Raw genomic sequence first — 26,608 nt, 5'->3', positions numbered from 1 at the left:
AATTTTAGATAGAAAAGTAAGGAAATATGGTATACTATGGTATAGAATAAAACGCTTTCTTTGATGGAGAAAAACGATGAAGAAATTGAAAAAATGGCAACTATTTACAGCTGCAGGTGCAGCAATTGTGGTGATTGGAACAGGAAGTGTGATGATGTTTTCGCACCCAAGTACACCTGATCAAGCAGTGACGAAAGAAACTCCAATGGTGCAAACGGTCAAGGATGGATCGATCGCTTCTTCGGTCTTGCTAAGTGGAAAGGTCACTGCCAACCAGGAACAGTATGTCTATTTTGATGGAACCAAAGGGGATTTGCAGTCGATTTTGGTCAATGTAGGAGATCAAGTAACGGCTGGTCAGCCAATCGTTCAGTATAGCAGTACGGAGGCCCAAACAGCTTACGATGCAGCCGTTCGTGCTGTCAATAAAGCGGATCGTCAGTTAAATGATTTGCTGACAAATGGTGTGACTATTGATACCACAGGGGATAAAGAAGCAGATGCCAAGTTAGCTTCACAGACCCAACGGACAGTCGATTCTCAAGCTAGCGATTTACGAGATGCCTTGTCTGATGCGGTTGATAATATGAACAAGGCTAAGGCTCTTCTGGATGCGACAACCGTAAAAAGTAATACAAATGGTACCGTAGTAGAAGTCAATAAAGATGTTTCAAAATCGACTACAGGGACCAACCAAACTCTGGTTCACATTGTGAGCAACGGAAATTTACAAGTTAAAGGGGAATTGTCTGAATACAATTTGGCCAATATCTCTGAAGGTCAGGAAGTGATTCTCACTTCCAAAGTCTATCCGGATAAAACCTGGACAGGAAAAATTTCTTATGTAGCCAACTATCCGACTGACGCTGGTCAAGCAGGTGCTAATGCAGCAGGTGGAACACAAGGAAGCGGTGGGGCCAAGTACCCATTCACAGTGGATATTACCAGTGAGATTGGGGAACTCAAACAAGGCTTTTCTGTCAATATTGAAGTCAAAAGTTCTACTCAACATCCTCTTGTTCCCGTGACAAGTGTCATGGCTGATGGGGATACAAGTTATGTATGGACGGTCGAAAATGGCAAGGCTAAGAAAGTAAAAGTAACGCTTGGTAACGCCGATGCTGAAAACCAGGAAATCTTGTCAGGCTTGAAGAAAGATGCTCAAGTTATTGTGAATCCTAATGAGAAACTGGAAGATGGAAAAGAGATCGGAAAATATGACAAAATTGATTGAACTAAAAGGAATCAATAAAACCTATAAAAATGGGGATCAGGAACTTCGTGTCTTAAAAGATATCGATTTAGAAGTCGAAGAGGGTGAGTTTGTAGCCATTATGGGCCCATCTGGCTCAGGGAAATCAACCTTGATGAACGTCATTGGCTTGTTGGATCGGCCGACCAGTGGAGAGTATTTTCTAGAAGGACAGGAAGTTGGAAATCTCAGTGAGAAAAAATTAGCACGTGTTCGAAATGAACAGATCGGTTTTGTCTTTCAACAATTCTTCCTTCTTTCCAAGCTCAATGCTTTTCAAAATGTAGAACTACCTCTCATTTATGCAGGAGTTCATCCTGCTAAACGGAAGGAATTAGCTGAGCAGTACCTTGAAAAGGTGGAGCTCCATTCTCGCATGCACCATTTGCCTTCAGAGCTCTCAGGGGGTCAAAAACAGCGGGTTGCGATTGCTCGAGCTCTTGTCAATCAGCCAGCCATCGTCTTAGCAGATGAGCCGACTGGAGCCCTAGACACCAAGACGGGGGAGCAAATAATGGACTTGTTAACCAAGCTAAACCAGGAAGGAAAAACCATTATCATGGTTACACACGAGCCAGAAATTGCAGCCTTTGCGCATCGTCGCATTGTCATTCGTGACGGAGTAATCTCCTCAGATAGCAAGCTGGAAAGGGGGACCTAATGCAAAATTGGAAATTTGCGATCAGCTCGATTATGAGCCATAAATTACGGTCTTTCTTGACCATGGTGGGAATCATTATTGGGGTTGCTTCTGTTGTTGTCATCATGGCACTGGGAGATGGTATGAAGGCTGGTGTCACCAAGACCTTCACCAAAGACCAAGAGTATGTACAAATCTCTTATTCTCCGAACAAGAGTGGCTATGTGACAGGAATCAATATTGGCCCTTCTGAAGATACAGGAGAAGGAGGCGAAAGTGGCCCTGCAGCTGAAGACCGAGGGATGGCTGCTCCATCGGATATGGATGGGGAAAACGCTGAAGATGTTGATGGTCAAGTCCAAGAAGCCCCTCCAGTTGTGCAAGAATCTTGGGTCAAGGAATTAACCAAGATTCAAGGAATTGATGGCTATTATGTTGGCAATACCTCCAATGCAACCATTGCTTTTCAAAAGAAAAAAGCAGAAGGGGTAAACATCCAAGGGGTAAATGAGACCTATTTTTCTGTCAAAAAGGTTGAGCTCTTATCTGGACGAAAATTAACCCCTTCAGACTATAGTAATTTCTCACGGGTAGTGCTCCTTGATGAAGGATTGGCTCAACAATTATTTGGAACGGAGAATCCACTGAATCAGGTGGTCTCTGTTGGGGATAACAATTATCGCGTCGTTGGTATTTTCAAGGATCCAAATGCAGGGACAGCACTCTATGGAGCTTCTTCAGGTGGAAGTGCCTTGATGGCCAATACCCAACTCGCCTCTGAATTCGGAACCGATGAAATTCAAAATATTGTCGTCCATGTGCCAGATGTGAAGCAGATTAAAACCGTTGGGATTGAGGCTGCTCAAAAGTTAACAGAACTTTCAGGTGTTCGCCAGGGAGAATTTCAAATCTTTAATTTGGATAGCATCCTAGAGGAAACCAACAAAGTGGTCGGAATCATGACGACAGTCATCGGTGCCATTGCAGGAATTTCCCTCTTAGTTGGTGGAATTGGAGTCATGAATATCATGTTGGTTTCTGTCACCGAGCGGACGAGAGAAATTGGTCTTCGCAAAGCATTGGGAGCAACCAGAGGTAAGATTTTGGTTCAATTTTTGATTGAGTCGATGGTTTTGACCATCATTGGTGGGCTGATTGGACTTGGCCTTGCTTATGGTGTGAATAGCTTGATTACTACACTCGCTGCAGCCTCCCTAGAAGGACCACCGATTATTTCCTTAAATGTCGCAATCGGTAGCATTATCTTCTCTGCTTTTGTAGGAATCATCTTTGGAATTTTACCAGCGAATAAGGCTTCTAAGTTAAATCCGATCGAAGCACTGCGTTATGAATAAAAAAATAGGAGCGTGTCAGGATGAATGGTTCAAGATTCTCCACGCTCCTTTTTGATGCTGTTGTGGATAGCTTGTCGAAACATTTTCAATCATCTCGTCTTATACAGGTCAAGCTATTTAGGTGGTCAACAACGGTCTTCAGATATTTTTGAGTATTCATTCAAGAAGCTGCATTTTTTCTTCCATCATATTTTTGTTTAATTGGTAAATATTAGTGAATTTCTGCTCTAAATATGATAGAATAGGGGAGAATAACTTAGGAGGTTCCAAATGACTACTGAACATATGGAAGAATTAAATGACCAGCAGATTGTCCGTCGTGAGAAAATGGCGGCCCTTCGTGAACAAGGAATCGATCCATTTGGAAAGCGATTTGAACGTACTGCAAATTCAGGTCAGTTAAAAGAAAAATATTCAGAATTAGATAAAGAACAACTCCACGACTTGAACGAAAAAGCTATTATTGCCGGTCGTCTCGTAACCAAACGTGGAAAAGGAAAGGTTGGCTTTGCCCATCTTCAAGACCGTGAAGGTCAGATTCAGATCTACGTTCGCAAAGACGCTGTTGGAGAAGAGAACTACGAAATCTTCAAAAAAGCAGACCTTGGTGATTTCCTTGGTGTTGAAGGGGAAATCATGCGCACAGACATGGGTGAACTTTCGATTAAAGCAACTCATATCACCCACTTGTCAAAAGCCCTTCGTCCTTTACCTGAAAAATTCCACGGACTTTCAGATGTTGAAACCATCTATCGCAAACGTTATTTGGATTTGATTTCAAACCGTGAAAGCTTCGAACGCTTTGTAACCCGTTCAAAAATCATCTCTGAAATCCGTCGTTATTTAGATGGTCAAGGATTCCTTGAAGTGGAAACACCAGTGCTTCACAATGAAGCTGGTGGTGCGGCAGCCAAACCATTTATCACTCACCACAATGCACAAAATATTGACATGGTGCTTCGTATCGCGACTGAGCTCCACTTGAAACGTTTGATTGTTGGTGGGATGGAACGCGTTTATGAAATCGGACGGATCTTCCGTAACGAAGGAATGGATGCTACTCACAACCCTGAATTCACTTCGATCGAAGTCTATCAAGCTTACGCTGACTTCCACGATATCATGGACTTAACAGAAGGCATTATCCAACATGCTGCGAAAGCGGTTCATGGTGATGGTCCAATTGACTATCAAGGAACAGAAATCAAAATCAATGAACCATTCAAACGGGTTCACATGGTTGATGCGATCAAAGAAATCACAGGCGTTGACTTCTGGCAAGACATGACCTTTGAAGAAGCTGTAGCACTTGCAAACGAAAAACATGTACCAGTTGAAAAACACTACACAGAAGTGGGACAAATTATCAATGCCTTCTTCGAAGAATTCGTTGAAGAAACCTTGACACAACCAACTTTTGTTTACGGTCACCCAGTAGCAGTGTCACCATTAGCTAAGAAAAATCCAGAAGACCCACGCTTCACTGACCGTTTCGAACTTTTCATCATGACCAAAGAGTATGCGAATGCCTTTACGGAATTGAATGATCCGATCGATCAATTGCAACGGTTCGAAGCGCAAGCGCGTGCGAAAGAATTGGGAGATGACGAAGCTACAGGCATCGACTATGACTATGTTGAAGCCCTCGAATATGGTATGCCACCAACAGGTGGACTTGGAATTGGTATTGACCGTCTCGTTATGTTGTTGACCAATGTAACAACAATTCGCGACGTCCTTCTCTTCCCAACTATGAAATAAGCTAAAAGAAAACACTGATCGCAAGATCAGTGTTTTTTAGTCTTCCATATAAGAAGTGTCGTTCCAAGTGTCTAAGTGATAGTGCTCAAAATCATCTGTTGTCAAAATCGTCACGCTGGCATTGTCTAGTCCGCCATTTTTGCGGAGTTCTCCTGTTTCATAACCAAGCAAAGTCCGAATAGAAGCTGTCAAATTAGCTCCGTGTCCAACAATGAGAACGCTATTGAGCTCTTTTCCGTTCAAGCTTTTTACAAAATCACAGGTACGTTTGGTCGTTTCATAGACAGATTCTGCATCAAAGATTTCATTTTGAAAGCATGCTAAGTTATGCCGAAAGGCAGCCATTTGTTGGGGATAGATATCCGAAATGGTAGAAATTTTAGCTCCTTCTAGTTTTCCCAAATTCCACTCACGAAGAGCAGATGTTACTTGTAATTTTAGAGGTATCTCCAATTGATCGAGGATGATCTGTGCGGTATGGACTGCCCGTGGCAGATCACTTGCAAATGCTGCATCAAAAGGGACAGTAGCTAGATGCTTTCCTAATTTTTCAAGCTGATGAATGGAGGCTGGCAACAACGGAGAATCGCCATTTGATCCTTGAAAACGTCCCTCTTCATTCCATTCTGTCCGTCCGTGTCGAATAAAATATAGTTTCACAATCTTGTCTCCTTCTCTATCTTTATTCCAAAATATCAGCAAAAGTCGCCTTGACGAAGTCTGCTAGAAGTTGAGGTTTGATTTGAATACTATGGCCAATTTCCCCAGCAGATACGATCATGGTTTCTAACCGAAGGGCTGATTTATCAATAAAGATAGGAAAAGAATGCTTTTGATGAATGCCCACCGGATTATTGGCACCATGAATATAACCCGTTGTTTTTTCAAGATCTTTCTGAGGAATCATAGCCACTTTCTTATTCCCCGATAATTTGGCTAACTTTTTTTCTGATAAATGCTCTGTAATAGGAATGATCCCAATCACGGGACCCGTTTTATCCCCTTTGAGAGCTAGGGTTTTGAAAATAGTAGAGCGATCAATTCCTTCTGGTAAGATCCCTTCTAAAGCGTTGATTTGTAAGCCTATGTGCTCAATTTTTGCTTTCGTCAAGATCTGCTCGACCAAGGTTTTTTTCACTTTATTTTTTTTTGCCACGGCTTTCTCCTTTTCTCTTTTTCTCTACAAAATCAGATTTCACTAGACCATTATAACATATAATAGCGACAATATTGCCTTCTCCTTAAAAATAGAAAACAGCAGAAAAAGTGAAGATCACTTGATCTGCTGTTTTAAGGCTATGAGGAAGAGCCATCTTTTTGTACCTTGAATAGTTTCCGATAAATCGCTTCTTGGTCTTGCGTCAGAGCAATTTGGTTGAGATCCAAGTAGTGTGAGAATCCATTTAATTGCCCTTGAGAGGTATATTGATGCAAGTCGTATTCCGTGTTGGTATCTGGCGCGGCATTATAGTAGCCATCATCAAATCCATAAGTAGGAATCCAAAGAGCCGTAAATTTATCAGTGGAGATACTATGTTCTTCCATGAAGTAGGTTCCGATATAGAGTCCAATATTTTTTGCACCCAAAGCTTGTAGTTTTGCTCGGAAAGCTTCAACACCTGCGTTCATATCCTTCATGGTTTTTTCCTCAACGTCTAACCAATAGTAGGTCGGTTTGTAAGGAGAAGCAGCCTTGTAAAATTCTTCTGCTTCTTTTTCCATTTCTTTTTTATCCTTAGCAGCGACATAAGCATAGACTGCGACAGGGATATTTCGTTTTTGGAATTCTTGGATATGGGTTTTATAAGATTTATCCAGACCATTTAAGTAGGTTGCCGCATTTTCCTTTTTAGCTTGAGCCCCGCTATGGACACGAACGATCACACCACCTACATTTCTGGAGAGGATATCGTAATCAATTTCGCTTGGCAATTGCCAGCCTGAGATATCAATGATCGGGCGGCCAACTAGTTCTGGATTGATGTCTTCTTTTTTAGAAGAAGAGCTTGCAGTGGTTGTTTTTCGAGGTGTATTGGAGTTCGGAATCGTTTGGGTTGTTTCTTGTTGCTCTCTTGCTTGCATATCAGCAATCGTTCGTGAAAGAACGAGAAAAGAAATGAAACCGATAAAAAAGACTAAGAGAACAACGGGTTTTATCCTTTTTCTCATACAAAATCATTTTACCGTAAATAAAACGAAAAGGCAAAACTTAATGCTTAAAAGATCACGATTTCAGCCATTGTTTTCAAAAAAAAGGAATCTTTTCATCAAAAAAGGATAAAAATTTATGAAAATAAGAAGAATCATTAGAATATTTCTTGAAAATGGGGAAGAAGCCGAATCTTTTCTACCCTTTCCTTGGTTTTGCTTCTTAAAAATGATATAATGGAGGTTGAACATTAGGAATATGGTGAATTATGAAAATTGAAAAAAGACATCTTTTAAATTATTCCATCCTCATTCCCTATTTGATTTTATCTATTATTGGTTTGATTGTAGTCTATTCGACAACAAGTGCCTTGGCAATTCAAAGTGGAGTGAGTTCGATTCGAATGGTACGGACACAGGGGCTCTTCTTCATCTTTAGTCTCCTAACCATTGCCTTGATTTATAAATTTAGCCTAGACTTCCTGCGAAATAAAAAAGTATTAGCTTTTGTCATCTTTATTGAGGTGATTTTGTTGATCTTGTCTAGGTTTATTACGGATACGGTCAATGGAGCTCACGGTTGGTTGACGATTGCAGGAATGTTTAGTATCCAGCCAGCAGAATACCTCAAGGTGATCTTAGTCTGGTATCTGGCCTTGATTTTTTCTAAACGACAAGATGAAATCCGTGATTATGATTATCAAGCCTTGACGCACAATGAATGGATTCCAAGAAATTTAAACGATTGGCGTTGGCTGACCTTGATTCTGATTGGAATCGTTGTGATTATGCCGGACTTGGGAAATGCGACGATCTTGGCTTTGACGGTCTTGATTATGATTACGGTTAGTGGGGTGGGCTACCGTTGGTTTACCTCACTACTTGCTTTAGTTGTTGGAGCATCGTCCATTGTCCTTGGTTCAATATGGATCATCGGTGTGGACCGTGTCGCTAAAATTCCAGTCTTTGGTTATGTAGCCAAACGTTTTAGTGCCTTCTTTAACCCCTTTAATGATTTGTCTGGCGCAGGTCACCAATTAGCTAATTCTTACTATGCCATGAGTAATGGTGGTTGGTTTGGCTTGGGGCTAGGAAATTCCATTGAAAAACAAGGTTACTTACCAGAAGCGCACACAGACTTTGTGTTTGCGATTGTGATTGAAGAATTAGGTTTTGTTGGAGCTAGCTTGATTCTTGCTCTCTTATTCTTCTTAATTCTTCGGATCATTTTAGTCGGTATTCGAGCAAAGAATCCTTTTAATTCGATGATGGCCATTGGGATCGGTGGGATGATCTTAGTGCAAACCTTCATTAACATCGGAGGTATTTCTGGTTTGATTCCGTCTACAGGAGTGACCTTCCCCTTCTTATCTCAAGGGGGAAATAGCTTATGGGTCTTATCCATAGCGATTGCTTTCGTTTTGAATATCGATGCTAGTGAAAAACGGGCCAAGATGGAACAAGAAGGTATGGTTTTTGAAGAAAAAGGTAAAATCAAACCTTATTATTAAAAGGGAATTGTTGAATGGCTATTCAAAAAGGAGAAAAAATGGTCTTACAAAAATTAGAGAACTTCACAAATAAAGATATTATCAAAGAAGAAGCCGAAATTTTAACTAATTTATTAGATGATATTACGAAAAATTTGGTTCGTCCGGAAACCTTTGATAAAATTACGCAGTTGAAGGATCTATCAAAAACACAGAACTATCGTGAGTTGAATCAACTAGTGGAACAATTGACAAATGAAGAAATGACAGTGATTTCACGTTATTTTGCCATTTTACCACTCTTGATTAACATCTCAGAAGATGTCGATTTGGCTTATGAAATCAATCATTTGAATAACGTGGATGGTGAATACCTCGGAAAACTTTCTTCAACGATCAAGGAAGTTGCAAAAAATGAAGATGCACAGGAAATTCTTGAAAACCTCAATATTGTACCTGTTTTAACAGCCCATCCAACTCAAGTGCAAAGAAAAACCATGCTGGATCTAACCAATCATATTCATGCTCTTCTTCGTCAGCACCGGGATGTTAAAGCGGGTTTAATGAATGAGGATAAGTGGTATAACAACCTTCGTTGTAATATTGAAATCATGATGCAAACGGATATGATTCGTGACAAAAAATTGAAGGTTACTAATGAGATCACCAATGTCATGGAATATTACAATAGCTCTTTCTTACAAGCTGTTCCAAATCTTATGTTGGAATACAAACGCTTGGCAAAAGAGCATGGATTAGAGCTTGAACAACCACGTCCGATCACAATGGGCATGTGGATTGGGGGAGACCGGGACGGGAATCCGTTTGTAACAGCTGAGACCTTAAAGCGTTCAGCAACTATTCAGAGTGAAGTCATTTTGAACTATTACATCGAAAAGATTTCTAAATTATACCGTCATTTCTCGCTTTCAACGAGTCTTTCTAAAACAAGTGAAGCAGTAGCTGAAATGGCAGCCCTATCAAGTGATACATCTGTCTTTCGTGAAAAAGAACCTTACCGTCGTGCTTTCCACTATATCCAGTCAAAATTGATCCAAACCTTGGTCAATTTAAAAGAATGGACGATGGTGGGAGAAACAAGAGAAGATCGTTATGCTGTTGAGAGATTATTAGGGGCAAACGCTCATCAACAAGGGCCAGTTTCTGATTATATCGGCAATCGTATCTCTGGAGCTCTAAAAAAAATTTCTGAGAAAGAGTCTCCAGCTTATGCATCAGCTCAAGAATTTAAAGAAGACCTTGAAAAGATCAAAGATTCCTTGTTAGAAAACAAATCAGAGTATTTAATTTCTGGTGAGTTTGCAGAACTTCTAGAAGCCATCGATGTTTTTGGATTCTATCTCGCCTCTATTGATATGCGCCAGGATTCGAGTGTACATGAAGCCTGTGTGGCAGAATTGCTGAAATCAGCAGGGATTAATGACCACTATTCTGATTTATCAGAGGATGAAAAGTGTCAAGTTCTCTTGAAAGAACTTTTAGAAGACCCACGTATTTTATCAGCAACCCATGCTGAAAAATCTGAACTGCTTGAAAAAGAATTGGCGATTTTCCAAACGGCCCGTGAATTGAAGGATCGTTTAGGAGAAGAAGTCATTCGTCAAAACATCATTTCTCATGCAACAAGTGTGTCAGATATGTTGGAATTGGCTGTGATGTTGAAAGAAGTGGGCTTAGTCGATACGGAAAAAGCTCGCGTTCAAATCGTACCGTTGTTTGAAACGATCGAAGATTTGGATCATTCAGAAGAAACCATGAGAAGTTACTTGTCTCTACCGATTGCCAAACGTTGGATTGCTTCTAAGAACAACTACCAAGAGATTATGTTAGGTTACTCTGATTCCAACAAAGATGGTGGATACTTGTCTTCTTGCTGGACTCTCTTTAAAGCCCAACAACAATTGACCGCTATCGGAGATGAGTTTGGCGTGAAGATTACTTTCTTCCATGGTCGTGGTGGTACTGTTGGTCGTGGTGGAGGTCCTACTTATGAAGCCATCACTTCTCAACCATTGAAATCCATTAATGACCGTATCCGCTTAACCGAGCAAGGGGAAGTAATCGGCAATAAATATGGAAATAAAGATGCTGCCTACTACAACCTTGAGATGCTGGTTTCGGCAACCATTAACCGAATGATTGCCGAACAAAAGAGTCCATTCTCTATGTTTGATCGTTTCGGGGAAGTCATGGATAAAGTCGTGAATCGCAGTTACGATATCTATCGTGATTTGGTCTTTGGAAATGAGCACTTCTATGATTACTTCTTTGAATCAAGTCCGATCAAAGCAATTTCAAGCTTTAATATTGGTTCACGTCCTGCTGCTCGTAAGACCATTACAGAAATCGGTGGTTTGCGTGCTATCCCATGGGTCTTCTCTTGGTCACAAAGTCGAGTGATGTTCCCTGGTTGGTACGGAGTAGGTTCTAGCTTTAAGGAATTTATCGATGAGGATCCTGAGAATATCGAAACTCTTCGATACATGTATAAAAACTGGCCTTTCTTCCAATCTCTCTTGTCAAATGTGGACATGGTCTTATCCAAAGCCAACATGGATATTGCCTTTGAGTACGCGCAATTGTGTGAAGAAGAAGAAGTCCGTAATATCTATCAGATCATCTTACATGAATGGCAATTGACCAAGAATATCATATTGATGATTGAAGAGCAAGACGAATTGCTCGCTGAAAACCCTTATCTGAAAGAAAGTTTGGATTATCGGATGCCGTACTTCAACGTTTTGAACTATATTCAGTTAGAATTGATTCGACGTCAACGGACCGGCCAATTATCAGCTGATCAAGACAAGCTAATCCATATCACCATCAACGGGGTGGCTACAGGATTACGAAATTCAGGTTAAAAAAATCGGAACATTGTTCCGATTTTTTTAGTCCCTGATATTAAAGGACCAAAAGGTATGTAATGGCTTAAATAGAAGATTTAAAATGAGAATTTTCAAAGCTAGATCAGGATCTTTCAGCAAGCTGATAAAATAAAAGAAAAGAAGAGGAATAATTAAGAAAATATAGGTAAAAGGCTTGCAATTTTATCTAAAATTCGATAGAATAGTAAGGAAAGTTAGACTGTATTGCCTACTGTCTATCTATAAAATATATTTTATTGGAGGCTTTTACTCAAATGGCAAAAGAAAAATACGATCGTAGTAAACCGCACGTTAACATCGGTACAATCGGACACGTTGACCACGGTAAAACTACCCTAACTGCAGCAATCACAACTGTTTTGGCACGTCGCTTGCCTTCATCAGTTAACCAACCTAAAGACTATGCGTCTATCGATGCTGCTCCAGAAGAACGCGAACGCGGTATCACCATCAACACTGCACACGTTGAGTACGAAACTGCTAAACGTCACTACGCTCACATCGACGCTCCAGGACACGCGGACTACGTTAAAAACATGATCACTGGTGCCGCTCAAATGGACGGAGCTATCCTTGTAGTAGCTTCAACTGACGGACCAATGCCACAAACACGTGAACACATCCTTCTTTCACGTCAGGTTGGTGTTAAACACTTGATCGTCTTCATGAACAAAGTTGACTTGGTTGACGATGAAGAATTGCTTGAATTGGTTGAAATGGAAATCCGTGATCTTCTTTCAGAATACGATTTCCCAGGTGATGACCTTCCAGTTATCCAAGGTTCAGCTCTTAAAGCTCTTGAAGGTGACTCTAAATATGAAGACATCATCATGGAATTGATGGATACTGTTGATGAGTACATCCCAGAACCAGAACGCGATACTGACAAACCATTGCTTCTTCCAGTCGAAGACGTATTCTCAATCACTGGACGTGGTACAGTTGCTTCAGGACGTATCGACCGTGGTGTTGTTCGTGTCAACGACGAAATCGAAATCGTTGGTATCAAAGACGAAATCCAAAAAGCAGTTGTTACTGGTGTTGAAATGTTCCGTAAACAACTTGACGAAGGTCTTGCAGGGGATAACGTTGGTGTGCTTCTTCGTGGTATCCAACGTGATGAAATCGAACGTGGACAAGTTATCGCTAAACCAGGTTCAATCAACCCACACACTAAATTTAAAGGTGAAGTTTACATCCTTACTAAAGAAGAAGGTGGACGTCATACTCCATTCTTCAACAACTACCGTCCACAGTTCTACTTCCGTACAACTGACGTAACTGGATCTATCGAACTTCCAGCCGGAACTGAAATGGTAATGCCTGGTGATAACGTGACTATCGACGTTGAGTTGATCCACCCAATCGCCGTTGAACAAGGTACTACATTCTCAATCCGTGAAGGTGGACGTACTGTTGGTTCAGGTATGGTTACTGAAATCGAAGCTTAATTCGATCTAGTTCCCAGATTAACAATTATATAGACAGACAGAAAACCCCGTGAAGACGGGGTTTTTATTTTGGTAAAAAGTAAAATGAGCTTGTGCAACCTTTCATTATGACGAAAATTATGGTAAAATAGATAGTATAAAAATAGAAAAAAGAGGTATGTGAAATGTCACGTAAACCATTTATCGCTGGTAACTGGAAAATGAACAAAAATCCAGAAGAAGCAAAAGCATTCGTTGAAGCTGTAGCATCAAAACTTCCTTCAGCTGACCTTGTTGAAGCTGGTATCGCAGCTCCTGCAGTTGACTTGACAGCTGTTCTTGCTGCTGCTAAAGGTTCAAACCTTAAAGTTGCTGCCCAAAACACTTACTTTGAAAATGCTGGTGCCTTCACTGGTGAAACTAGCCCACAAGTTTTGAAAGAAATCGGTACTGACTACGTTGTGATCGGTCACTCAGAACGTCGTGACTACTTCCATGAAACTGATGAAGATATCAACAAAAAAGCAAAAGCAATCTTTGCGAACGGTATGCTTCCAATCATCTGTTGTGGTGAAAGCCTTGAAACTTACGAAGCTGGTAAAGCAGCAGAATTCGTAGGGGCTCAAGTTTCAGCTGCTCTTGCTGGATTGACTGCAGAGCAAGTCGCTTCAACAGTTATCGCATACGAACCAATCTGGGCGATCGGTACGGGTAAATCAGCTTCACAAGACGACGCACAAAAAATGTGTAAAGTTGTTCGTGACGTTGTAGCTGCTGACTTTGGTCAAGAAGTGGCTGACAAAGTACGTGTTCAATACGGTGGTTCTGTGAAACCTGAAAACGTTGCTGAATATATGGCTTGTCCAGACGTTGACGGAGCTCTTGTAGGTGGTGCATCGCTTGATCCAGAAAGCTTCTTGGCATTGCTTGACTTCGTTAAATAATGACATCTAAAAGGCGAGAGGTTTCTCGTCTTTTTTATAGTAGAAAAGACCAGCTTCAAAGCTGGTCTTTTGAGTTAGGAACGTCCTAATAATTTCTTAATGAGAGAAATCATTTTGTATTTCAGAGGATTTGGGTAATAACGGAAGGTCCCCATCTTACGGACGATGTAACCATTGAAGTTTTGTTTGAAGCGAAGAACACCGTCTGACCCGTCAAAGATTCCTTGAATACCAAGGAAGTTATATCTTGGGATACCACGTTTGATGGTTTCAAGCATCATATATTCTTGGAGAACAGCAGGAGCATAGAACTTATTAAATTCTGTATAAGAGCCACTGAATAAATAGGTGGATTCTTGTGGCATGTAGACGAAGAGGCTACCTGCAAGAATGACGTCTTGATCTCCATATTTTTCAATATATTCTTTTGCGTCCGTCTTTCTCACTTCAAAGGTATCAAACTGGCTAGAGAATTCACGAAGTTGATTTTGTCTTTTCTCTGAATGTGGGTTGACTTCAAGATCCTTCTGTAATTTCTCAATCTTCTGTGCTAGTTTTCCTTGGTCTTTTTCAAGATTCGTATAGTAATGGTGGAAGTTCAATGTTGCGATCATGAAATCTGCTTTGTCGCCAAAACTATCATAGAAGGTTTGGTAATAATCCAAGGTCTTATCCTGATAGTCTCGACGGTCACTGGTAGAGGAAGTAATATCCTTAAAGAGTTGTAGTTCATCCCGGTTTAATCGTTTCAGTTCAATACCGAAAGATTTAGCTTTCTTGACAAGTGGCTTTCCTTTTTTACTGAAGCTCTTGAGAAGATTTTTTTCGGTGATGCCCTCCATATCTTTCACATAGTGCCAATCTCCTTCTCCACCTGGATAACCTGTTGTTAAACCATCATGCTGATAGCCCAAATTTTTTAGGGTATCCATGAAATGGGTTTGCTCTTCACTGGTTGGATTCCCGTCACTGTCAAAGGTTTGATAAGTATCATAGGGCTTAATAACGAGTTCAATAGCTCCATTCTCTTTCGCATAGTCTTTTAAAGCTGCATAGAAGGGTTCTAGCATGGCTTCCTCTTGGTAAAGGGGTCCAGAATTGATTTCCATATGGAGACCACCTGTCATAGGAAGACTGTACAAGATCGCTGCCACTTGGACTTTATCTTCTTGTTTCCAAGCGATAAATTGGACCGTGTTTCCTCGCTTTTCAAGCAGATCTGCCATTTCAGCAGACTGGATAAAAGAGCGATGGGAGACAGTATTTGCAAATGAGGTAAATTCTTCTTTTGAAATTGTCGTAAGAGTCATGTAACTTATTTACTCCTTAATTTTTTCCGGATCTTGTAGACTTTGTTTACAAGTGGATAGAGTGGACTGGTTGGGAGGTTGAATTCCCCAACAAATTCTTCAATGACAGGATTAAATTTTGATTTGAAATGATAGAGACCACCATCGAGTGAATTTTCAATGCCCCCCATATTTTGCCAAGAAGCACCACGATCAAAAGCGTGTTGGGCAGTTTCATACCAGGTGAGGATGGCAGGTTGGTAACGGCGGAATTCTTCATCCATCCCTGCATAAACATTTTCAGACGTCCCACCGAATTCAAGGGTTAAGGTACCAGATAAAGGAACAATCTGTCTACCTGCTTGGAGATTCTGCTCAAGAAATTGCAGTTCTTCCTCTATACGCTCTTTTTCTTTTTGGTTGTTCTCAACCTTGCCAGGCTTTGTTTTTTCTGTGAATTTTTCAGCCTCAGCCTTGTTTTTTTCAAGATCCTTTGTAAGGGAGGTTTTCCGCTCTGCGAGATCAAGCGTAGACAAAGTAATGTAGGATTGTCCTTGGTAGGTTGTGAGTAGTTTTTCGTAGTAGTCTTTTCCACGTAAATGAATGCTTTTACGTGCCTCAGTCTTTTTCATGAGAGAAGCAAAGTCCCCTAACAATTCAGTCCCGCCAAATTGGACTTGGATCCCTTTGTTTCGAGCAGTTCGGATGGCTTGTCGAGTAGATTTTGAAAGATCTTGCTCAGTGAAAACCTCTTTGTGGATATTCGCTTGAAAGCGTGGTTGGATATTTTCTGCCATATCACTGGTTCGGCCAGTCCATTCAATACCTTCTTTAGTTAAGGTGTCGATCACCGCTTGCACAGCAGGAGCTTCCGTCTTTTCTTGTCCAATCAAGTGTTTACTCAAGAAAAGACTTGGATCAAATTTCACAAATAAGGCCTTGTATTGTTTGGCTATCTTTTTAAGGGACTGGATCACATATGAAACCAGCTCCTTATTTTGGTAATCCATGATTGGGCCTCGAGGAATGTAGAGCATGGAAAAGCCAAGTGGCAGGGGTTGAATCAAGATGCTTGCAACAGCGACTAATTGGTCTTCTTGATAAAAACCAACCCGTTCATTTCCCCAATTATCTTTGATTTTTGCCCATGAACTACTTTGTAAGAGATTGGTTTGGTCACTCTGAATAACAAAGTCATCATGCTCACTAGCAGAAATTCCTAGCTGGTAATGGTACATTTCTTATAATACCCACTTTCTAATGGCGTATGCAACGCCGGATTCATCATTTGATTTGGTGATAGTTGTAGCAATTTTTTTAAGAGCTGGATTGCCATTTTCCATAACGACGGCATGTCCCACGACTTCTAGCATGGAACGGTCATTTTCCTCATCTCCGATGGCCATGGTTTCTTCTTGCTGGATTCCAAGTCGTTCAGCTAGATGAAGAAGGGCAGCTCCTTTATTGGTTGTTTTCCCTAGAATTTCTAAATAAAAAGGGGCTGATTTGACCATGGTGAAGCGGTCCTTGAATTCTTTAGGAATTTTTGCAATAGCAGCATCCAGAATGTCTGGTTCATCGATATACATGGCCTTGACAAATTCTTTCTCACGAACTTCCTCAGGCGTCCGGTAATAAAGGGGCATATTGACCAGTTGGGATTCACGAATGGTGTAGCGTCCGATATCTCGATTGCTGGTATAGATGCCGTCTTTAGTAATAGCATGAGAGTGGATTTGGAGTTTGTTAGCAAGAGACTCGATATCGAGATAGTCCTCATAATCTAAAAGGTCTTTAATGAGTTCTTTTCCTGTAGCGGTTTCTTGCACCAGACCGCCATTAAAGGTAATGACATAGTCTCCAGGATCCATCAAATGGAGTTCTTTTAAAAGTTTTGAGACCCCTGCGATAGGACGACCGGTTGTGATCACGATTTTAACGCCTGCAGCTTTAGCGTCTTGAATGGCTTCAAATACGGAAGGTGTGATCTCTTTTTTTGAATTGAGAAGTGTACCATCGATATCGATCGCAACTAATTTAATGGACATCCGTCTCTCCTGTAAAATAATCATTGTTGATATAGGAAGTGAATTCCTCTACTTGCTTACTGAAAAGTCCATTAACCTCCAGCATTTCTTTTGGGAAATAGAAGCGGTTGTCCCCATAGCGAGTTCCTGCAAGAGCAGCGACGAGTGGAGACAACTGAGACAATTCAGCGAGACTCCCATCTTTTCGGATCATCTCGATCTGAGTCCGCGGTTTTTCAAGCTCTGGTCGATAAATATCGTAGGGCAGGTCAAAATTTTGATGAATAGCTGTGTAGTAGGTTGGATTAAACCCAACCTCTTTAATCAGTTTTTCAAGGATTACTAAGTCTTTTCGCTTATCTTCTGTAAATAGAATCGATTTAAAGACTTTCCGATTAATATAGCGCTGAGCAAGATCAGACAAGATGGTATCTGGACTATCCATCCAGACTTGGAAATAGGTATTCATCACACCGTCATCTAGATTTAGGTAGTCTTGAATGGTGACCTCTTCTTCAAAAAATGGAATCAAGCGAGGTGAAGTCAGTCGAAAATACTCTTTCTGATCTGGATAAATGGTTCTAGCACGCTTGAGTAGATTTTGAAGGAGGACTTCCATGGCACGAGTAGCCGGGTGGAAGTAGACCTGCATATACATTTGGTAACGGCTGACCACGTAATCCTCGACAGCGTGCATGCCATTTTGTTGGAAGGCAATGCCATTTTCAATCGGTCGAATGACGCGCAAAATACGGGTCAAGTCAAATTTTCCATAGGAAGCACCCGTAAAGTAGGCATCCCGCAGTAAATAATCCATTCGGTCCACATCAATTTGACTAGAAATCAATTGTACCACTTGTTTATTGGGATAGGTATGATCAATGACGCTGGCTACACGATTTGGGAAATCAGGTGCTACCTGTAAGAGGATCTGATTGACCTCCGTCTCTGGACTGGTGATGATCAGCTGTGTCATTTTTTCATGATCGGTCCCAAAGAGTCCTTCGAAGGTATGGGAATAGGCACCATGTCCAATGTCATGAAGAAGAGCGGCTGTCATGGTCAGTAAGTTTTCATCAGAATTCCATTGTTCTGCATACTTTTCCTCAAAAATGGACAGGATGCGTCTTGAAATTTCATAGGCGCCAAGACAGTGAGAAAAACGACTATGCTCCCCACCGTGGAAGGTAAAACCAGATGTCCCCAGTTGTTTGATGCGGCGTAGTCGTTGAAATTCTTTACTATTAATTAATTGATAAATGATGGGATGATCCACATGAACGTAATCATGCACGGGATCGCGAAAGACTTTTTCATTCATGGGTCTATTATAGCAAAAAAAAGCCTATTTTGCGATCTAGAGGCTAATAGGGGCAGTCAAAATGCGTAAAATTTGATAGAATAGTAAGGCAAGAAAAGAAGAGAAGGAGACAAAGATGCAGATTCGCATTCAAAATACCATTCGATTTGGAGAAGAAATGGAAATCGTTGATCAGTACTATCAAGGTGAATGGAAGGAAAAAGCAGGTTTTCAATATCTCTTGTATACCAATGAAGAAGATGAAAAGGTTGCTTTGAAATTTTCCAATGATGAACTGGTCATGACACGATTCTCAAGTCCTAAATCCATCATGCGTTTCTACAAAAATGAAGATGGTGGGGCAATCATCCCAACTCCGATGGGCATTCAGCAGTTTTTGATTACAACGGACCTCTTTCAATTAGAAGCAGGTCATTTGCAAGTCTCTTATCGTTTGTTAACTCTCGATGGAGAACAGGAATTTGCCAATTATCAATTACTGGTGGAATGGGAAGAATAGACCTCATTAAATTATTCGAGATCCCGCTTGCTTTATTCTATAAAAATGGTATAATAAAACCACTCAAGGGAGTAGCTGGCGGTTTTCCGCGATAGTGTCGTCATTACGAATTATTTCCGGCACTATATTAAACGGCGAGACTTGTTTTTTCAAACAGGTCTCTTTTTTGTGCAAAAGAGACCTAGTAGAAAGCTATAAGGAGGAAATTATTTTGTCAAAAGAACAAAATAAAGCTTTGTTTTATACACAGAGTAAAGAAGAAGTTCTAAAGGAATTGGACTCTTCAATTGAAGGCTTGTCAACTGCTCAAGCTCAAGAACGTTTGGCGACTTATGGTCATAATGAACTGGACGAAGGTGAAAAACTTAGCCTCTTGTCTAAGTTTATCGATCAGTTTAAAGATTTGATGATCATCATCTTGCTGATCGCCGCAGCTCTCTCTGTGATTACAGAAGGAATGGACGGCCTTACAGATGCCATGATCATCTTAGCCGTTGTTGTTTTGAACGCAGCCTTTGGTGTCTACCAAGAAGGACAAGCAGAAGCAGCTATCGAAGCACTGAAAAACATGTCTAGTCCATTAGCGCGTGTACGCCGTGATGGTCACGTGATTGAAATTGATTCCAAAGAATTGGTACCTGGAGACATCGTCTTGCTAGAAGCTGGAGATGTGGTTCCTGCTGATATGCGCTTGTTGGAAGCAGCTTCTCTTAAGATCGAAGAAGCAGCTCTTACAGGGGAGTCTGTGCCAGTAGAAAAAGATGTGACAGGACTTGTTGAAGCAGATGCTGGTATCGGGGATCGTGTTAACATGGGTTACCAAAACTCAAACGTAACATACGGTCGTGGTATTGGTGTCGTGACAAACACTGGTATGTACACAGAAGTTGGTAAGATTGCAGATATGTTGGCTAATGCTGACGAGACAGAGACACCATTGAAGCAAAGTTTGGAACAATTATCTAAGGCCTTGACTTACTTGATTGTTGTGATTGCCGTTATTACTTTCTTGGTTGGTGTATTCGTTCGTGGTGAACATCCATTGGAAGGCTTGATGGTAGCTGTTGCCCTTGCGGTTGCGGCGATTCCAGAAGGACTTCCTGCCATTGTAACCATCGTTCTCTCTTTGGGAACTACAACCCTTGCCAAACGCAATTCGATTGTTCGTAAATTGCCAGCCGTTGAAACACTTGGTTCAACAGAAATCATTGCATCTGATAAAACAGGTACTTTGACCATGAACCAAATGACAGTTGAAAAAGTCTATACCAACGGTCAATTACAAAGTGCAGCAACCGAAATTGGAGCTAACAACAATACGCTTCGTATCATGAACTTTGCCAATGACACTAAAGTGGACCCATCTGGTAAATTGATTGGGGATCCAACGGAAACAGCCCTTGTTCAGTTTGGTTTGGACCACAACTTTGACGTTCGTGAAGTCTTGAAGGATGAGCCACGTGTGGCTGAATTGCCGTTTGACTCAGACCGTAAGCTTATGTCAACCATTCATAAGGAAGCTGACGGTTCTTACTTTATCGCTGTTAAGGGGGCCCCTGACCAATTGCTCAAACGTGTGACGCGTATTGAAGTTAATGGGGAAGTTCGTCCTATCACGGATGAAGATAAGAAAGCTATCCTTGCTACCAACAAAGACTTGGCTAAACAAGCCCTTCGTGTCTTGATGATGGCTTATAAGACAAGCAACGAAATTCCAACCTTGGAATCTGAAATTGTTGAGTCTGATCTGATCTTCTCTGGTTTGGTCGGCATGATTGACCCTGAGCGTCCAGAAGCAGCAGAAGCGGTCCGTGTCGCTAAGGAAGCGGGTATCCGTCCTATCATGATCACGGGTGACCATCAAGATACAGCAGAAGCCATTGCTAAACGTCTTGGAATCATCGATCCAAATGATACAGAAGACCACGTCTTTACAGGAGCTGAGTTGAACGAACTCTCTGATGAAGAATTCCAAAAAGTCTTCAAGCAATACTCTGTCTATGCGCGTGTATCACCTGAACACAAGGTTCGAATCGTGAAAGCTTGGCAAAATGAAGGAAAAGTTGTTGCCATGACAGGGGATGGAGTCAACGATGCACCATCACTTAAGACAGCTGACATCGGTATCGGTATGGGGATTACAGGTACAGAAGTTTCTAAGGGAGCTTCAGACATGGTCCTTGCCGATGATAACTTCGCCACTATTATCGTAGCGGTAGAAGAAGGACGTAAGGTCTTCTCCAATATCCAAAAATCTATTCAGTATCTCTTGTCCGCCAATATGGCTGAAGTCTTCACCATCTTCTTTTCAACGCTCTTTGGATGGGATGTGCTTCAACCAGTACATCTTCTCTGGATCAACTTGGTGACAGATACGCTACCAGCCATCGCTCTTGGTGTGGAACCAGCTGAGCCAGGTGTCATGACCCACAAACCTCGTGGACGTAAATCTAACTTCTTTGACGGTGGGGTCTTTGGAGCCATTCTTTATCAAGGTGTCTTCCAAACCATGCTGGTTCTTGGTGTTTATGGCTGGGCTTTGCTCTCTCCAGAACATGCGACTCGTGCAGAAATCCATGCAGACGCTTTGACCATGGCATTTGCAACTCTTGGTTTGATCCAATTGCTCCATGCCTTTAACGTCAAATCGGTTTACCAATCCATCTTTAAAGTGGGACTCTTTAAGAACAAGACCTTTAACTGGTCGATTCCAGTTGCCTTTGTTCTCTTGATGGCAACCATCATTGTCCCTGGATTTAACAAACTCTTCCATGTGTCTCATTTAAGTTTGACACAATGGTTAGCTGTTATGATTGGCTCGCTCTTGATTGTTGTTCTCGTTGAGATTGTTAAAGCCGTTCAACGTGCACTTGGAAAAGATAAAAACGCTATTTAAACATAAAAGAAGTCATCTCCGGATGGCTTTTTTGCGGGCAAAATAGACTGGGCATATTTCTTGAGGTACGTGTGGATTTTTGATAAACTAGACAACAGTTTGAAGAAAGGAAACTTATATTATGAAAAAGTTTTTTGCTGAAGTAATCGGCACATTTATGCTTGTCTTTATCGGGACTGGCGCAGTTGTTTTTGGAAATGGGACAGAAGGTCTTGGACATTTAGGAATTGCCTTGGCATTCGGTTTATCCATTGTTGCAGCAGCTTACTCAATTGGGACTGTTTCGGGTGCCCACTTGAACCCGGCTGTTTCGATTGCCATGTTTGTGAACAAACGCTTGTCTTCAAAGGACTTGATTAATTATATTGCAGCGCAAGTAGTGGGCGCGGTTCTCGCATCTGCAGCAGTACTCTTCCTCTTGTCAAATTCAGGTATGTCAACAGCTAGTCTTGGTGAAAACGCCCTAGCGAAGGGTGTGACTCCATTTGGCGGATTCTTGTTTGAAGTAATTGCTTCCTTTATCTTTATTTTGGTCATCATGACAGTAACATCAGCTTCTAAAGGAAATGGCAAGATCGCGGGTCTTGTGATCGGTTTGAGCTTGACTTTGATTATTCTTATTGGTTTGAACATTACAGGACTTTCTGTTAACCCAGCTCGTAGCTTGGCACCTGCCCTCTTTGTTGGTGGTGCAGCCCTTCAACAAATTTGGATCTTTATCTTGGCTCCAATTGTCGGTGGTGTTCTGGCTGCAATCGTTGCAAAAAATCTTTTGGATACAGAAGAGTAAAAAATTGGTTCCGAAGGAACCAATTTTTTTATAGTTCAAGGATCGTCATAGCTTGAGAAAATTCATGAGTGAGCTGTTTTTTCTTGTATGCTTTAAATTCGGGGAGGTCTTTGATTCTGCGATAGCGTTTGTAGGGATCGTATCGTTTTGGAAAATCGTATTCAGGAAAAGCTTCGAAAAATTGTTTGCAGAGCTCCCATTCTCGGACATAGCCTAAAGGTCTGGCATGATAGGTGATGTTGTCAATGGTTGTTGCTGGCATTCGATGGTGGCTATGACCAAAAATCACCTCTTTGACAGGATATTGTCTAAAAAGCTCATGAAAGGCTTGACTCCCTAGAAAAGCATTAAAGCGTTCAAAATAAGGGTGGCGCAGGAGAAACTGACGATGAGGCACAAAGTGCATGGCGATGATCAAGGGGTGATCTACACGCATGAGCTCTTGTTCCAGCTCTTGTAAAAGATTTTTGGTAATGGCTGGATCAGATCCCATTCGTTGGAGGCGTCTGTCAAACCAAAACAGATTCTTGGTTTGGAGATGTTTTTGGGGAGAAATAGTAGGAACAAAGCTGTAGTCATACCAGCCCGAAAAAGTAAGAAGCGTATGATTGGAGAAGGGAATCTTTTGAAATTCAAAAGGTTTTATGGCTTCTTCTGACAGGCCCAGCATATCATGATTTCCCAAGCTAAAGGTTACTGGAAGGTGACATTGAAGTTGGTCTATAAATTCCTGTGATGTCTTTTCAAAGCCGTTGGCAATATCTCCTGCAATATGGAGATGTTGAATGTTTTGTTGCTGGAAAAGGGTGATCAGAGTCTCTAATTCTTCTTTTCCAAAGTTGTTCGAATCAATATGTAAATCGGACATAAAAGCTACAGTTGTCATGCTACCAGTCTAGCATAAGAGCATCTTTTTTTCTAACAATTAGGTTACAAATGAATGGAAAAATGTTGAAAATTAGCTAGATTGCTAATGGTTAACCAGCTGATCCAATATTGGAAGGTGGGCAAATAGTGAAGGTTATGATATAATAGACTAGATACATAGAAAGAGGTACTTATGGACATTTCAGAAATTCGTCAAAAAATTGACGCAAATCGTGAAAAATTAGCTTCTTTCAGGGGGTCTCTTTGACTTAGAGGCATTGGAAGAAGAAATTGCCATTTTAGAAAATAAAATGACAGAACCTGATTTTTGGGATGATAACATTGCTGCGCAAAAGACATCTCAAGAATTAAATGAACTTAAGCAGACCTATGAAAATTTCCATCAAATGGTGGATCTCTTTGATGAGTCAGAAATCTTACTGGATTTTTTGGCAGAAGACGATTCGGTCAAAGAAGAATTGATCGAGAAGTTGGAGGAGCTGGATAAACGTATGGCCAGCTATGAGATGACCTTGCTATTGTCTGAACCCTATGACAATAATAATGCCATCTTAGAAATCCACCCAGGTTCTGGAGGAACAGAAGCTCAGGACTGGGGGGACATGCTTCTTCGGATGTATACACGTTTTGGAAATGCCCACGGCTTTAAAGTTGAAGTCTTGGACTATCAGGCTGGGGATGAGGCTGGAATCAAGTCTGTGACCCTATCCTTTGAAGGGCCACATGCATACGGTCTTCTGAAATCTGAAATGGGGGTACACCGTTTGGTTCGAATCTCTCCATTTGACTCTGCTAAACGACGTCATACCTCCTTTACATCTGTTGAGGTCATGCCCGAATTAGACGATACCATCGAAGTCGAAGTTCGTGATGATGATATCAAGATGGATACCTTCCGCTCTGGTGGAGCTGGTGGACAAAACGTCAACAAGGTTTCTACAGGGGTGCGCTTGACCCACATTCCGACAGGGATTGTAGTGGCATCCACCGTGGATCGGACCCAATACGGGAACCGTGATCGGGCTATGAAGATGTTGCAAGCTAAACTCTACCAATTGGAGCAAGAGAAAAAAGCAGCAGAAGTGGATTCTCTAAAAGGGGATAAAAAAGAAATCACCTGGGGAAGTCAAATCCGCTCTTATGTCTTTACCCCATATACCATGGTGAAGGATCACCGGACCAACTACGAAGTAGCGCAGGTGGATAAGGTGATGGATGGAGATATCGATGGCTTTATCGATGCCTATCTCAAATGGCGTCTCCAATAACCTAAAGGGAATCAAACAGAAAAGAATGAAAGGAATTTCATTACATGTCAATGATTGAAATGAAAGATGTTGTCAAAAAGTATGACAACGGGACTACGGCCCTTCGCGGGGTCTCTGTCCAAATTGAACCAGGAGAATTTGCCTATATCGTAGGACCTTCTGGTGCAGGAAAGTCGACCTTTATTCGACTTTTATACCGTGAAGTCAAACACGATAAAGGAAGCTTAAAAGTAGCTGGTTTTAATTTGGATAAAATCAAAAAACGCGATATCCCAATGTTGCGACGCAATGTAGGAGTGGTCTTCCAAGATTATAAATTGCTTCCAAAGAAAACCGTTTATGAAAATATCGCCTACGCAATGCAAGTTATCGGTGAACGCCGTCGCAATATTAAAAAACGTGTAATGGAAGTTTTGGATCTTGTTGGTTTGAAACACAAGGTCCGCTCATTCCCGAATGAATTGTCCGGTGGGGAGCAACAACGGATTGCGATTGCTCGCGCGATCGTCAACAATCCGAAAGTCTTGATTGCAGATGAACCAACTGGTAACTTGGACCCAGATAATTCCTGGGAAATCATGAATCTTTTGGAGCGGATTAATCTCCAAGGGACCACAGTATTGATGGCGACCCACAATAGCCAGATTGTAAATACTTTACGTCACCGTGTCATCGCGATTGAAAATGGTCGTGTAGTGCGTGATGAAGCGGAAGGAGAGTACGGATACGATGATTAGAAGATTTTTCCGACACTTAATCGAATCGCTTAAAAGCTTGAAACGAAATGGTTGGATGACGATTGCAGCGGTCAGCTCGGTTATGATTACTCTTAGCTTGGTTGCTATTTTCGCCTCTGTGATTGCCAATACCATCAAGCTTTCAGATGATATTCAAAATAGTGTGCGTGTTGTGGTATACATGCGTAAAGATATTCAAGATCAGAGCGAGCAGATTGAAAAAGAAGGTCAAACTGTGACCAATGAAAACTACCATAAGGTCTACGATGCTCTAACAGCCATGAAACATGTTGACAAGGTTGATTTTTCTAGCAAGGAAGAACAGTATGATAAACTGATCAAAACGGCTGGGAACAACTGGAAGATTTTTGATGGAGATGCCAATCCTCTCTACGATGCCTATTATGTAGAGACGACAGCTCCAAAATATGTAAAGCAAGTCTCAGCAGATGCCAAAAAAATTGAAGGGGTCTCTGAAGTTAAAGATGGTGGGGTGGATACCCAACGCTTGTTCGCACTTGGAACTTTCATTCGAAACTGGGGATTGATTGGTGTAGCTTTATTGATCTTCATTGCAGTCTTCTTGATTTCTAATACCATTCGGATTACCATCATTTCACGTAGTCGTGAGATTAAGATTATGCGACTGGTAGGAGCAAAAAATGGCTATATTCGTGCACCATTCCTTTTTGAAGGTGCTTGGATTGGTCTCTTGGGAGCCATGATTCCTTCAGCTTTGGTCTTCTATGTTTATAATGTTGTCTATACATCAATGAACAATAATTTGGCAGATCAAAATCTGTATCTCTATAGTCCACATGTTTTGGTACCGATCATGGTGGGTGGCCTCTTTGGATTAGGAATTTTGATCGGGGCGATTGGTTCTTCAATCTCCATGAGACGATTTCTTAAGATATAATAAAAAAGCAAGGTCACACTTGCTTTTTTTGTCTACTATACGAGG

General features: G+C 41.3%; 22 protein-coding genes. 14 read left to right on the top strand and 8 right to left on the bottom strand.

Going from position 1 to position 26,608, the window contains the following annotated elements; all coding sequences use genetic code 11:
* The first annotated feature begins 76 nt into the window (after positions 1 to 76).
* From O3602_RS01610 to lysS, 4 genes are all read left to right on the top strand, one after another.
* The gene (locus O3602_RS01610) at positions 77 to 1,234 is read left to right on the top strand and encodes an efflux RND transporter periplasmic adaptor subunit (RefSeq protein WP_371611020.1); all 1,158 of its coding nucleotides are present in this window, start codon (positions 77 to 79) and stop codon (positions 1,232 to 1,234) included.
* Positions 1,218 to 1,913, top strand: coding sequence for an ABC transporter ATP-binding protein (locus tag O3602_RS01605; RefSeq protein ID WP_003002759.1), 696 nt, complete (start codon positions 1,218 to 1,220; stop codon positions 1,911 to 1,913). The genes O3602_RS01610 and O3602_RS01605 overlap by 17 nt, the downstream gene beginning before the upstream one ends.
* The gene (locus O3602_RS01600) at positions 1,913 to 3,247 is read left to right on the top strand and encodes an ABC transporter permease (RefSeq protein WP_371611019.1); all 1,335 of its coding nucleotides are present in this window, start codon (positions 1,913 to 1,915) and stop codon (positions 3,245 to 3,247) included. The genes O3602_RS01605 and O3602_RS01600 overlap by 1 nt, the downstream gene beginning before the upstream one ends.
* A gap of 270 nt (positions 3,248 to 3,517) precedes the next feature.
* Entirely contained in the window at positions 3,518 to 5,008 is a 1,491-nt protein-coding gene (gene lysS / locus O3602_RS01595) for a lysine--tRNA ligase (RefSeq protein WP_371611018.1), read from the top strand.
* A gap of 36 nt (positions 5,009 to 5,044) precedes the next feature.
* On the opposite strand, the gene O3602_RS01590 is transcribed toward lysS, so the two are convergent.
* From O3602_RS01590 to O3602_RS01580, 3 genes are all read right to left on the bottom strand, one after another.
* The gene (locus O3602_RS01590) at positions 5,045 to 5,668 is read right to left on the bottom strand and encodes a histidine phosphatase family protein (protein WP_371611017.1); all 624 of its coding nucleotides are present in this window, start codon (positions 5,666 to 5,668) and stop codon (positions 5,045 to 5,047) included.
* Positions 5,669 to 5,690: 22 nt separating this feature from the next.
* Complete coding sequence (locus tag O3602_RS01585; protein WP_371611016.1) at positions 5,691 to 6,164, bottom strand: aminoacyl-tRNA deacylase; 474 nt, start codon at positions 6,162 to 6,164, stop codon at positions 5,691 to 5,693.
* Between the two features lie 140 nt (positions 6,165 to 6,304).
* Positions 6,305 to 7,177, bottom strand: coding sequence for a GH25 family lysozyme (locus O3602_RS01580; protein ID WP_371611015.1), 873 nt, complete (start codon positions 7,175 to 7,177; stop codon positions 6,305 to 6,307).
* Positions 7,178 to 7,425: 248 nt separating this feature from the next.
* Between O3602_RS01580 and ftsW the strand changes: the two genes are divergently transcribed.
* From ftsW to tpiA, 4 genes are all read left to right on the top strand, one after another.
* Positions 7,426 to 8,667: a cell division peptidoglycan polymerase FtsW gene (gene ftsW / locus O3602_RS01575; RefSeq protein ID WP_371611014.1), complete on the top strand. Its 1,242-nt coding sequence runs from the start codon at positions 7,426 to 7,428 to the stop codon at positions 8,665 to 8,667.
* A gap of 38 nt (positions 8,668 to 8,705) precedes the next feature.
* The gene (gene ppc, locus O3602_RS01570; protein WP_371611013.1) at positions 8,706 to 11,531 is read left to right on the top strand and encodes a phosphoenolpyruvate carboxylase; all 2,826 of its coding nucleotides are present in this window, start codon (positions 8,706 to 8,708) and stop codon (positions 11,529 to 11,531) included.
* 278 nt (positions 11,532 to 11,809) lie between these two features.
* Positions 11,810 to 13,006 carry an elongation factor Tu gene (gene tuf / locus O3602_RS01565; protein WP_003008055.1) on the top strand — a complete coding sequence of 399 codons (1,197 nt, stop codon included), beginning with the start codon at positions 11,810 to 11,812 and terminating at the stop codon, positions 13,004 to 13,006.
* A gap of 164 nt (positions 13,007 to 13,170) precedes the next feature.
* Entirely contained in the window at positions 13,171 to 13,929 is a 759-nt protein-coding gene (tpiA, locus tag O3602_RS01560; RefSeq protein ID WP_003008052.1) for a triose-phosphate isomerase, read from the top strand.
* A 74-nt stretch (positions 13,930 to 14,003) separates the two neighbouring features.
* Here tpiA and O3602_RS01555 read toward each other — a convergent pair whose 3' ends face one another.
* The 4 genes from O3602_RS01555 to O3602_RS01540 are packed head-to-tail and all read right to left on the bottom strand — an operon-like array spanning position 14,004 to position 18,566.
* Positions 14,004 to 15,239, bottom strand: a complete 1,236-nt coding sequence (locus tag O3602_RS01555; protein ID WP_371611012.1) for an aminoacyltransferase — start codon at positions 15,237 to 15,239, stop codon at positions 14,004 to 14,006.
* 5 nt (positions 15,240 to 15,244) lie between these two features.
* Positions 15,245 to 16,456, bottom strand: a complete 1,212-nt coding sequence (locus tag O3602_RS01550) for an aminoacyltransferase (RefSeq protein ID WP_371611011.1) — start codon at positions 16,454 to 16,456, stop codon at positions 15,245 to 15,247.
* 3 nt (positions 16,457 to 16,459) lie between these two features.
* Positions 16,460 to 17,266, bottom strand: a complete 807-nt coding sequence (yidA, locus tag O3602_RS01545; RefSeq protein WP_371611010.1) for a sugar-phosphatase — start codon at positions 17,264 to 17,266, stop codon at positions 16,460 to 16,462.
* A complete protein-coding gene (locus O3602_RS01540) occupies positions 17,256 to 18,566 on the bottom strand; it encodes an HD domain-containing protein (RefSeq protein WP_371611009.1) in 1,311 nt (436 codons plus the stop codon). Before O3602_RS01540 ends, yidA begins: the two co-directional genes overlap by 11 nt.
* Positions 18,567 to 18,681: 115 nt before the next feature.
* On the opposite strand from O3602_RS01540, the gene O3602_RS01535 reads away from it, so the two are divergent.
* The 3 genes from O3602_RS01535 (at position 18,682) to O3602_RS01525 (ending at position 22,751) form a co-directional block, all read left to right on the top strand.
* Positions 18,682 to 19,065, top strand: coding sequence for a DUF1934 domain-containing protein (locus O3602_RS01535; protein WP_003008038.1), 384 nt, complete (start codon positions 18,682 to 18,684; stop codon positions 19,063 to 19,065).
* Positions 19,066 to 19,276: 211 nt separating this feature from the next.
* Positions 19,277 to 21,961, top strand: a complete 2,685-nt coding sequence (locus tag O3602_RS01530) for a cation-translocating P-type ATPase (RefSeq protein ID WP_371611008.1) — start codon at positions 19,277 to 19,279, stop codon at positions 21,959 to 21,961.
* 121 nt (positions 21,962 to 22,082) lie between these two features.
* Positions 22,083 to 22,751, top strand: coding sequence for an MIP/aquaporin family protein (locus O3602_RS01525; RefSeq protein ID WP_371611007.1), 669 nt, complete (start codon positions 22,083 to 22,085; stop codon positions 22,749 to 22,751).
* Positions 22,752 to 22,779: 28 nt separating this feature from the next.
* On the opposite strand, the gene O3602_RS01520 is transcribed toward O3602_RS01525, so the two are convergent.
* The gene (locus O3602_RS01520; protein WP_003002655.1) at positions 22,780 to 23,637 is read right to left on the bottom strand and encodes a metallophosphoesterase; all 858 of its coding nucleotides are present in this window, start codon (positions 23,635 to 23,637) and stop codon (positions 22,780 to 22,782) included.
* A 174-nt stretch (positions 23,638 to 23,811) separates the two neighbouring features.
* On the opposite strand from O3602_RS01520, the gene prfB reads away from it, so the two are divergent.
* The 3 genes from prfB to ftsX all read left to right on the top strand — a co-directional run bounded on the left by prfB (position 23,812) and on the right by ftsX (position 26,563).
* Positions 23,812 to 24,907 (top strand): peptide chain release factor 2 gene (gene prfB, locus O3602_RS01515; protein WP_371611006.1). Its coding sequence is split into 2 segments (ribosomal slippage): positions 23,812 to 23,883 and positions 23,885 to 24,907, totalling 1,095 coding nucleotides; the frame shifts between segments, so codons are not numbered across the junction.
* Positions 24,908 to 24,951: 44 nt separating this feature from the next.
* Positions 24,952 to 25,644, top strand: a complete 693-nt coding sequence (ftsE, locus tag O3602_RS01510; RefSeq protein WP_003002791.1) for a cell division ATP-binding protein FtsE — start codon at positions 24,952 to 24,954, stop codon at positions 25,642 to 25,644.
* The gene (ftsX, locus tag O3602_RS01505) at positions 25,637 to 26,563 is read left to right on the top strand and encodes a permease-like cell division protein FtsX (RefSeq protein ID WP_037606699.1); all 927 of its coding nucleotides are present in this window, start codon (positions 25,637 to 25,639) and stop codon (positions 26,561 to 26,563) included. Before ftsE ends, ftsX begins: the two co-directional genes overlap by 8 nt.
* Positions 26,564 to 26,608 lie beyond the last annotated feature (45 nt).

The sequence above is a fragment of the Streptococcus sp. 27098_8_186 genome (assembly GCF_041432055.1).
GTDB classification, from domain to species: domain Bacteria; phylum Bacillota; class Bacilli; order Lactobacillales; family Streptococcaceae; genus Streptococcus; species Streptococcus dentalis.
Note: the sequence above shows the minus strand (reverse complement) of the source record. Positions and strands in the feature narration are given on the sequence as shown.

Bases quoted from the DNA above. Each gene is read 5' to 3' on its own strand.
- O3602_RS01605 (WP_003002759.1), top strand. From the start codon at position 1,218: ATGACAAAATTGATTGAACTAAAAGGAATCAATAAAACCTATAAAAAT.
- O3602_RS01535 (WP_003008038.1), top strand. From the start codon at position 18,682: ATGCAGATTCGCATTCAAAATACCATTCGATTTGGAGAAGAAATGGAA.
- yidA (WP_371611010.1), bottom strand. From the start codon at position 17,266: ATGTCCATTAAATTAGTTGCGATCGATATCGATGGTACACTTCTCAAT.
- O3602_RS01540 (WP_371611009.1), bottom strand. From the start codon at position 18,566: ATGAATGAAAAAGTCTTTCGCGATCCCGTGCATGATTACGTTCATGTG.
- O3602_RS01580 (WP_371611015.1), bottom strand. From the start codon at position 7,177: ATGAGAAAAAGGATAAAACCCGTTGTTCTCTTAGTCTTTTTTATCGGT.
- ftsW (WP_371611014.1), top strand. From the start codon at position 7,426: ATGAAAATTGAAAAAAGACATCTTTTAAATTATTCCATCCTCATTCCC.
- ppc (WP_371611013.1), top strand. From the start codon at position 8,706: ATGGTCTTACAAAAATTAGAGAACTTCACAAATAAAGATATTATCAAA.
- O3602_RS01520 (WP_003002655.1), bottom strand. From the start codon at position 23,637: ATGACAACTGTAGCTTTTATGTCCGATTTACATATTGATTCGAACAAC.
- O3602_RS01550 (WP_371611011.1), bottom strand. From the start codon at position 16,456: ATGTACCATTACCAGCTAGGAATTTCTGCTAGTGAGCATGATGACTTT.
- O3602_RS01600 (WP_371611019.1), top strand. From the start codon at position 1,913: ATGCAAAATTGGAAATTTGCGATCAGCTCGATTATGAGCCATAAATTA.
- ftsE (WP_003002791.1), top strand. From the start codon at position 24,952: ATGTCAATGATTGAAATGAAAGATGTTGTCAAAAAGTATGACAACGGG.
- O3602_RS01610 (WP_371611020.1), top strand. From the start codon at position 77: ATGAAGAAATTGAAAAAATGGCAACTATTTACAGCTGCAGGTGCAGCA.
- O3602_RS01525 (WP_371611007.1), top strand. From the start codon at position 22,083: ATGAAAAAGTTTTTTGCTGAAGTAATCGGCACATTTATGCTTGTCTTT.
- ftsX (WP_037606699.1), top strand. From the start codon at position 25,637: ATGATTAGAAGATTTTTCCGACACTTAATCGAATCGCTTAAAAGCTTG.
- tuf (WP_003008055.1), top strand. From the start codon at position 11,810: ATGGCAAAAGAAAAATACGATCGTAGTAAACCGCACGTTAACATCGGT.
- tpiA (WP_003008052.1), top strand. From the start codon at position 13,171: ATGTCACGTAAACCATTTATCGCTGGTAACTGGAAAATGAACAAAAAT.
- O3602_RS01555 (WP_371611012.1), bottom strand. From the start codon at position 15,239: ATGACTCTTACGACAATTTCAAAAGAAGAATTTACCTCATTTGCAAAT.
- lysS (WP_371611018.1), top strand. From the start codon at position 3,518: ATGACTACTGAACATATGGAAGAATTAAATGACCAGCAGATTGTCCGT.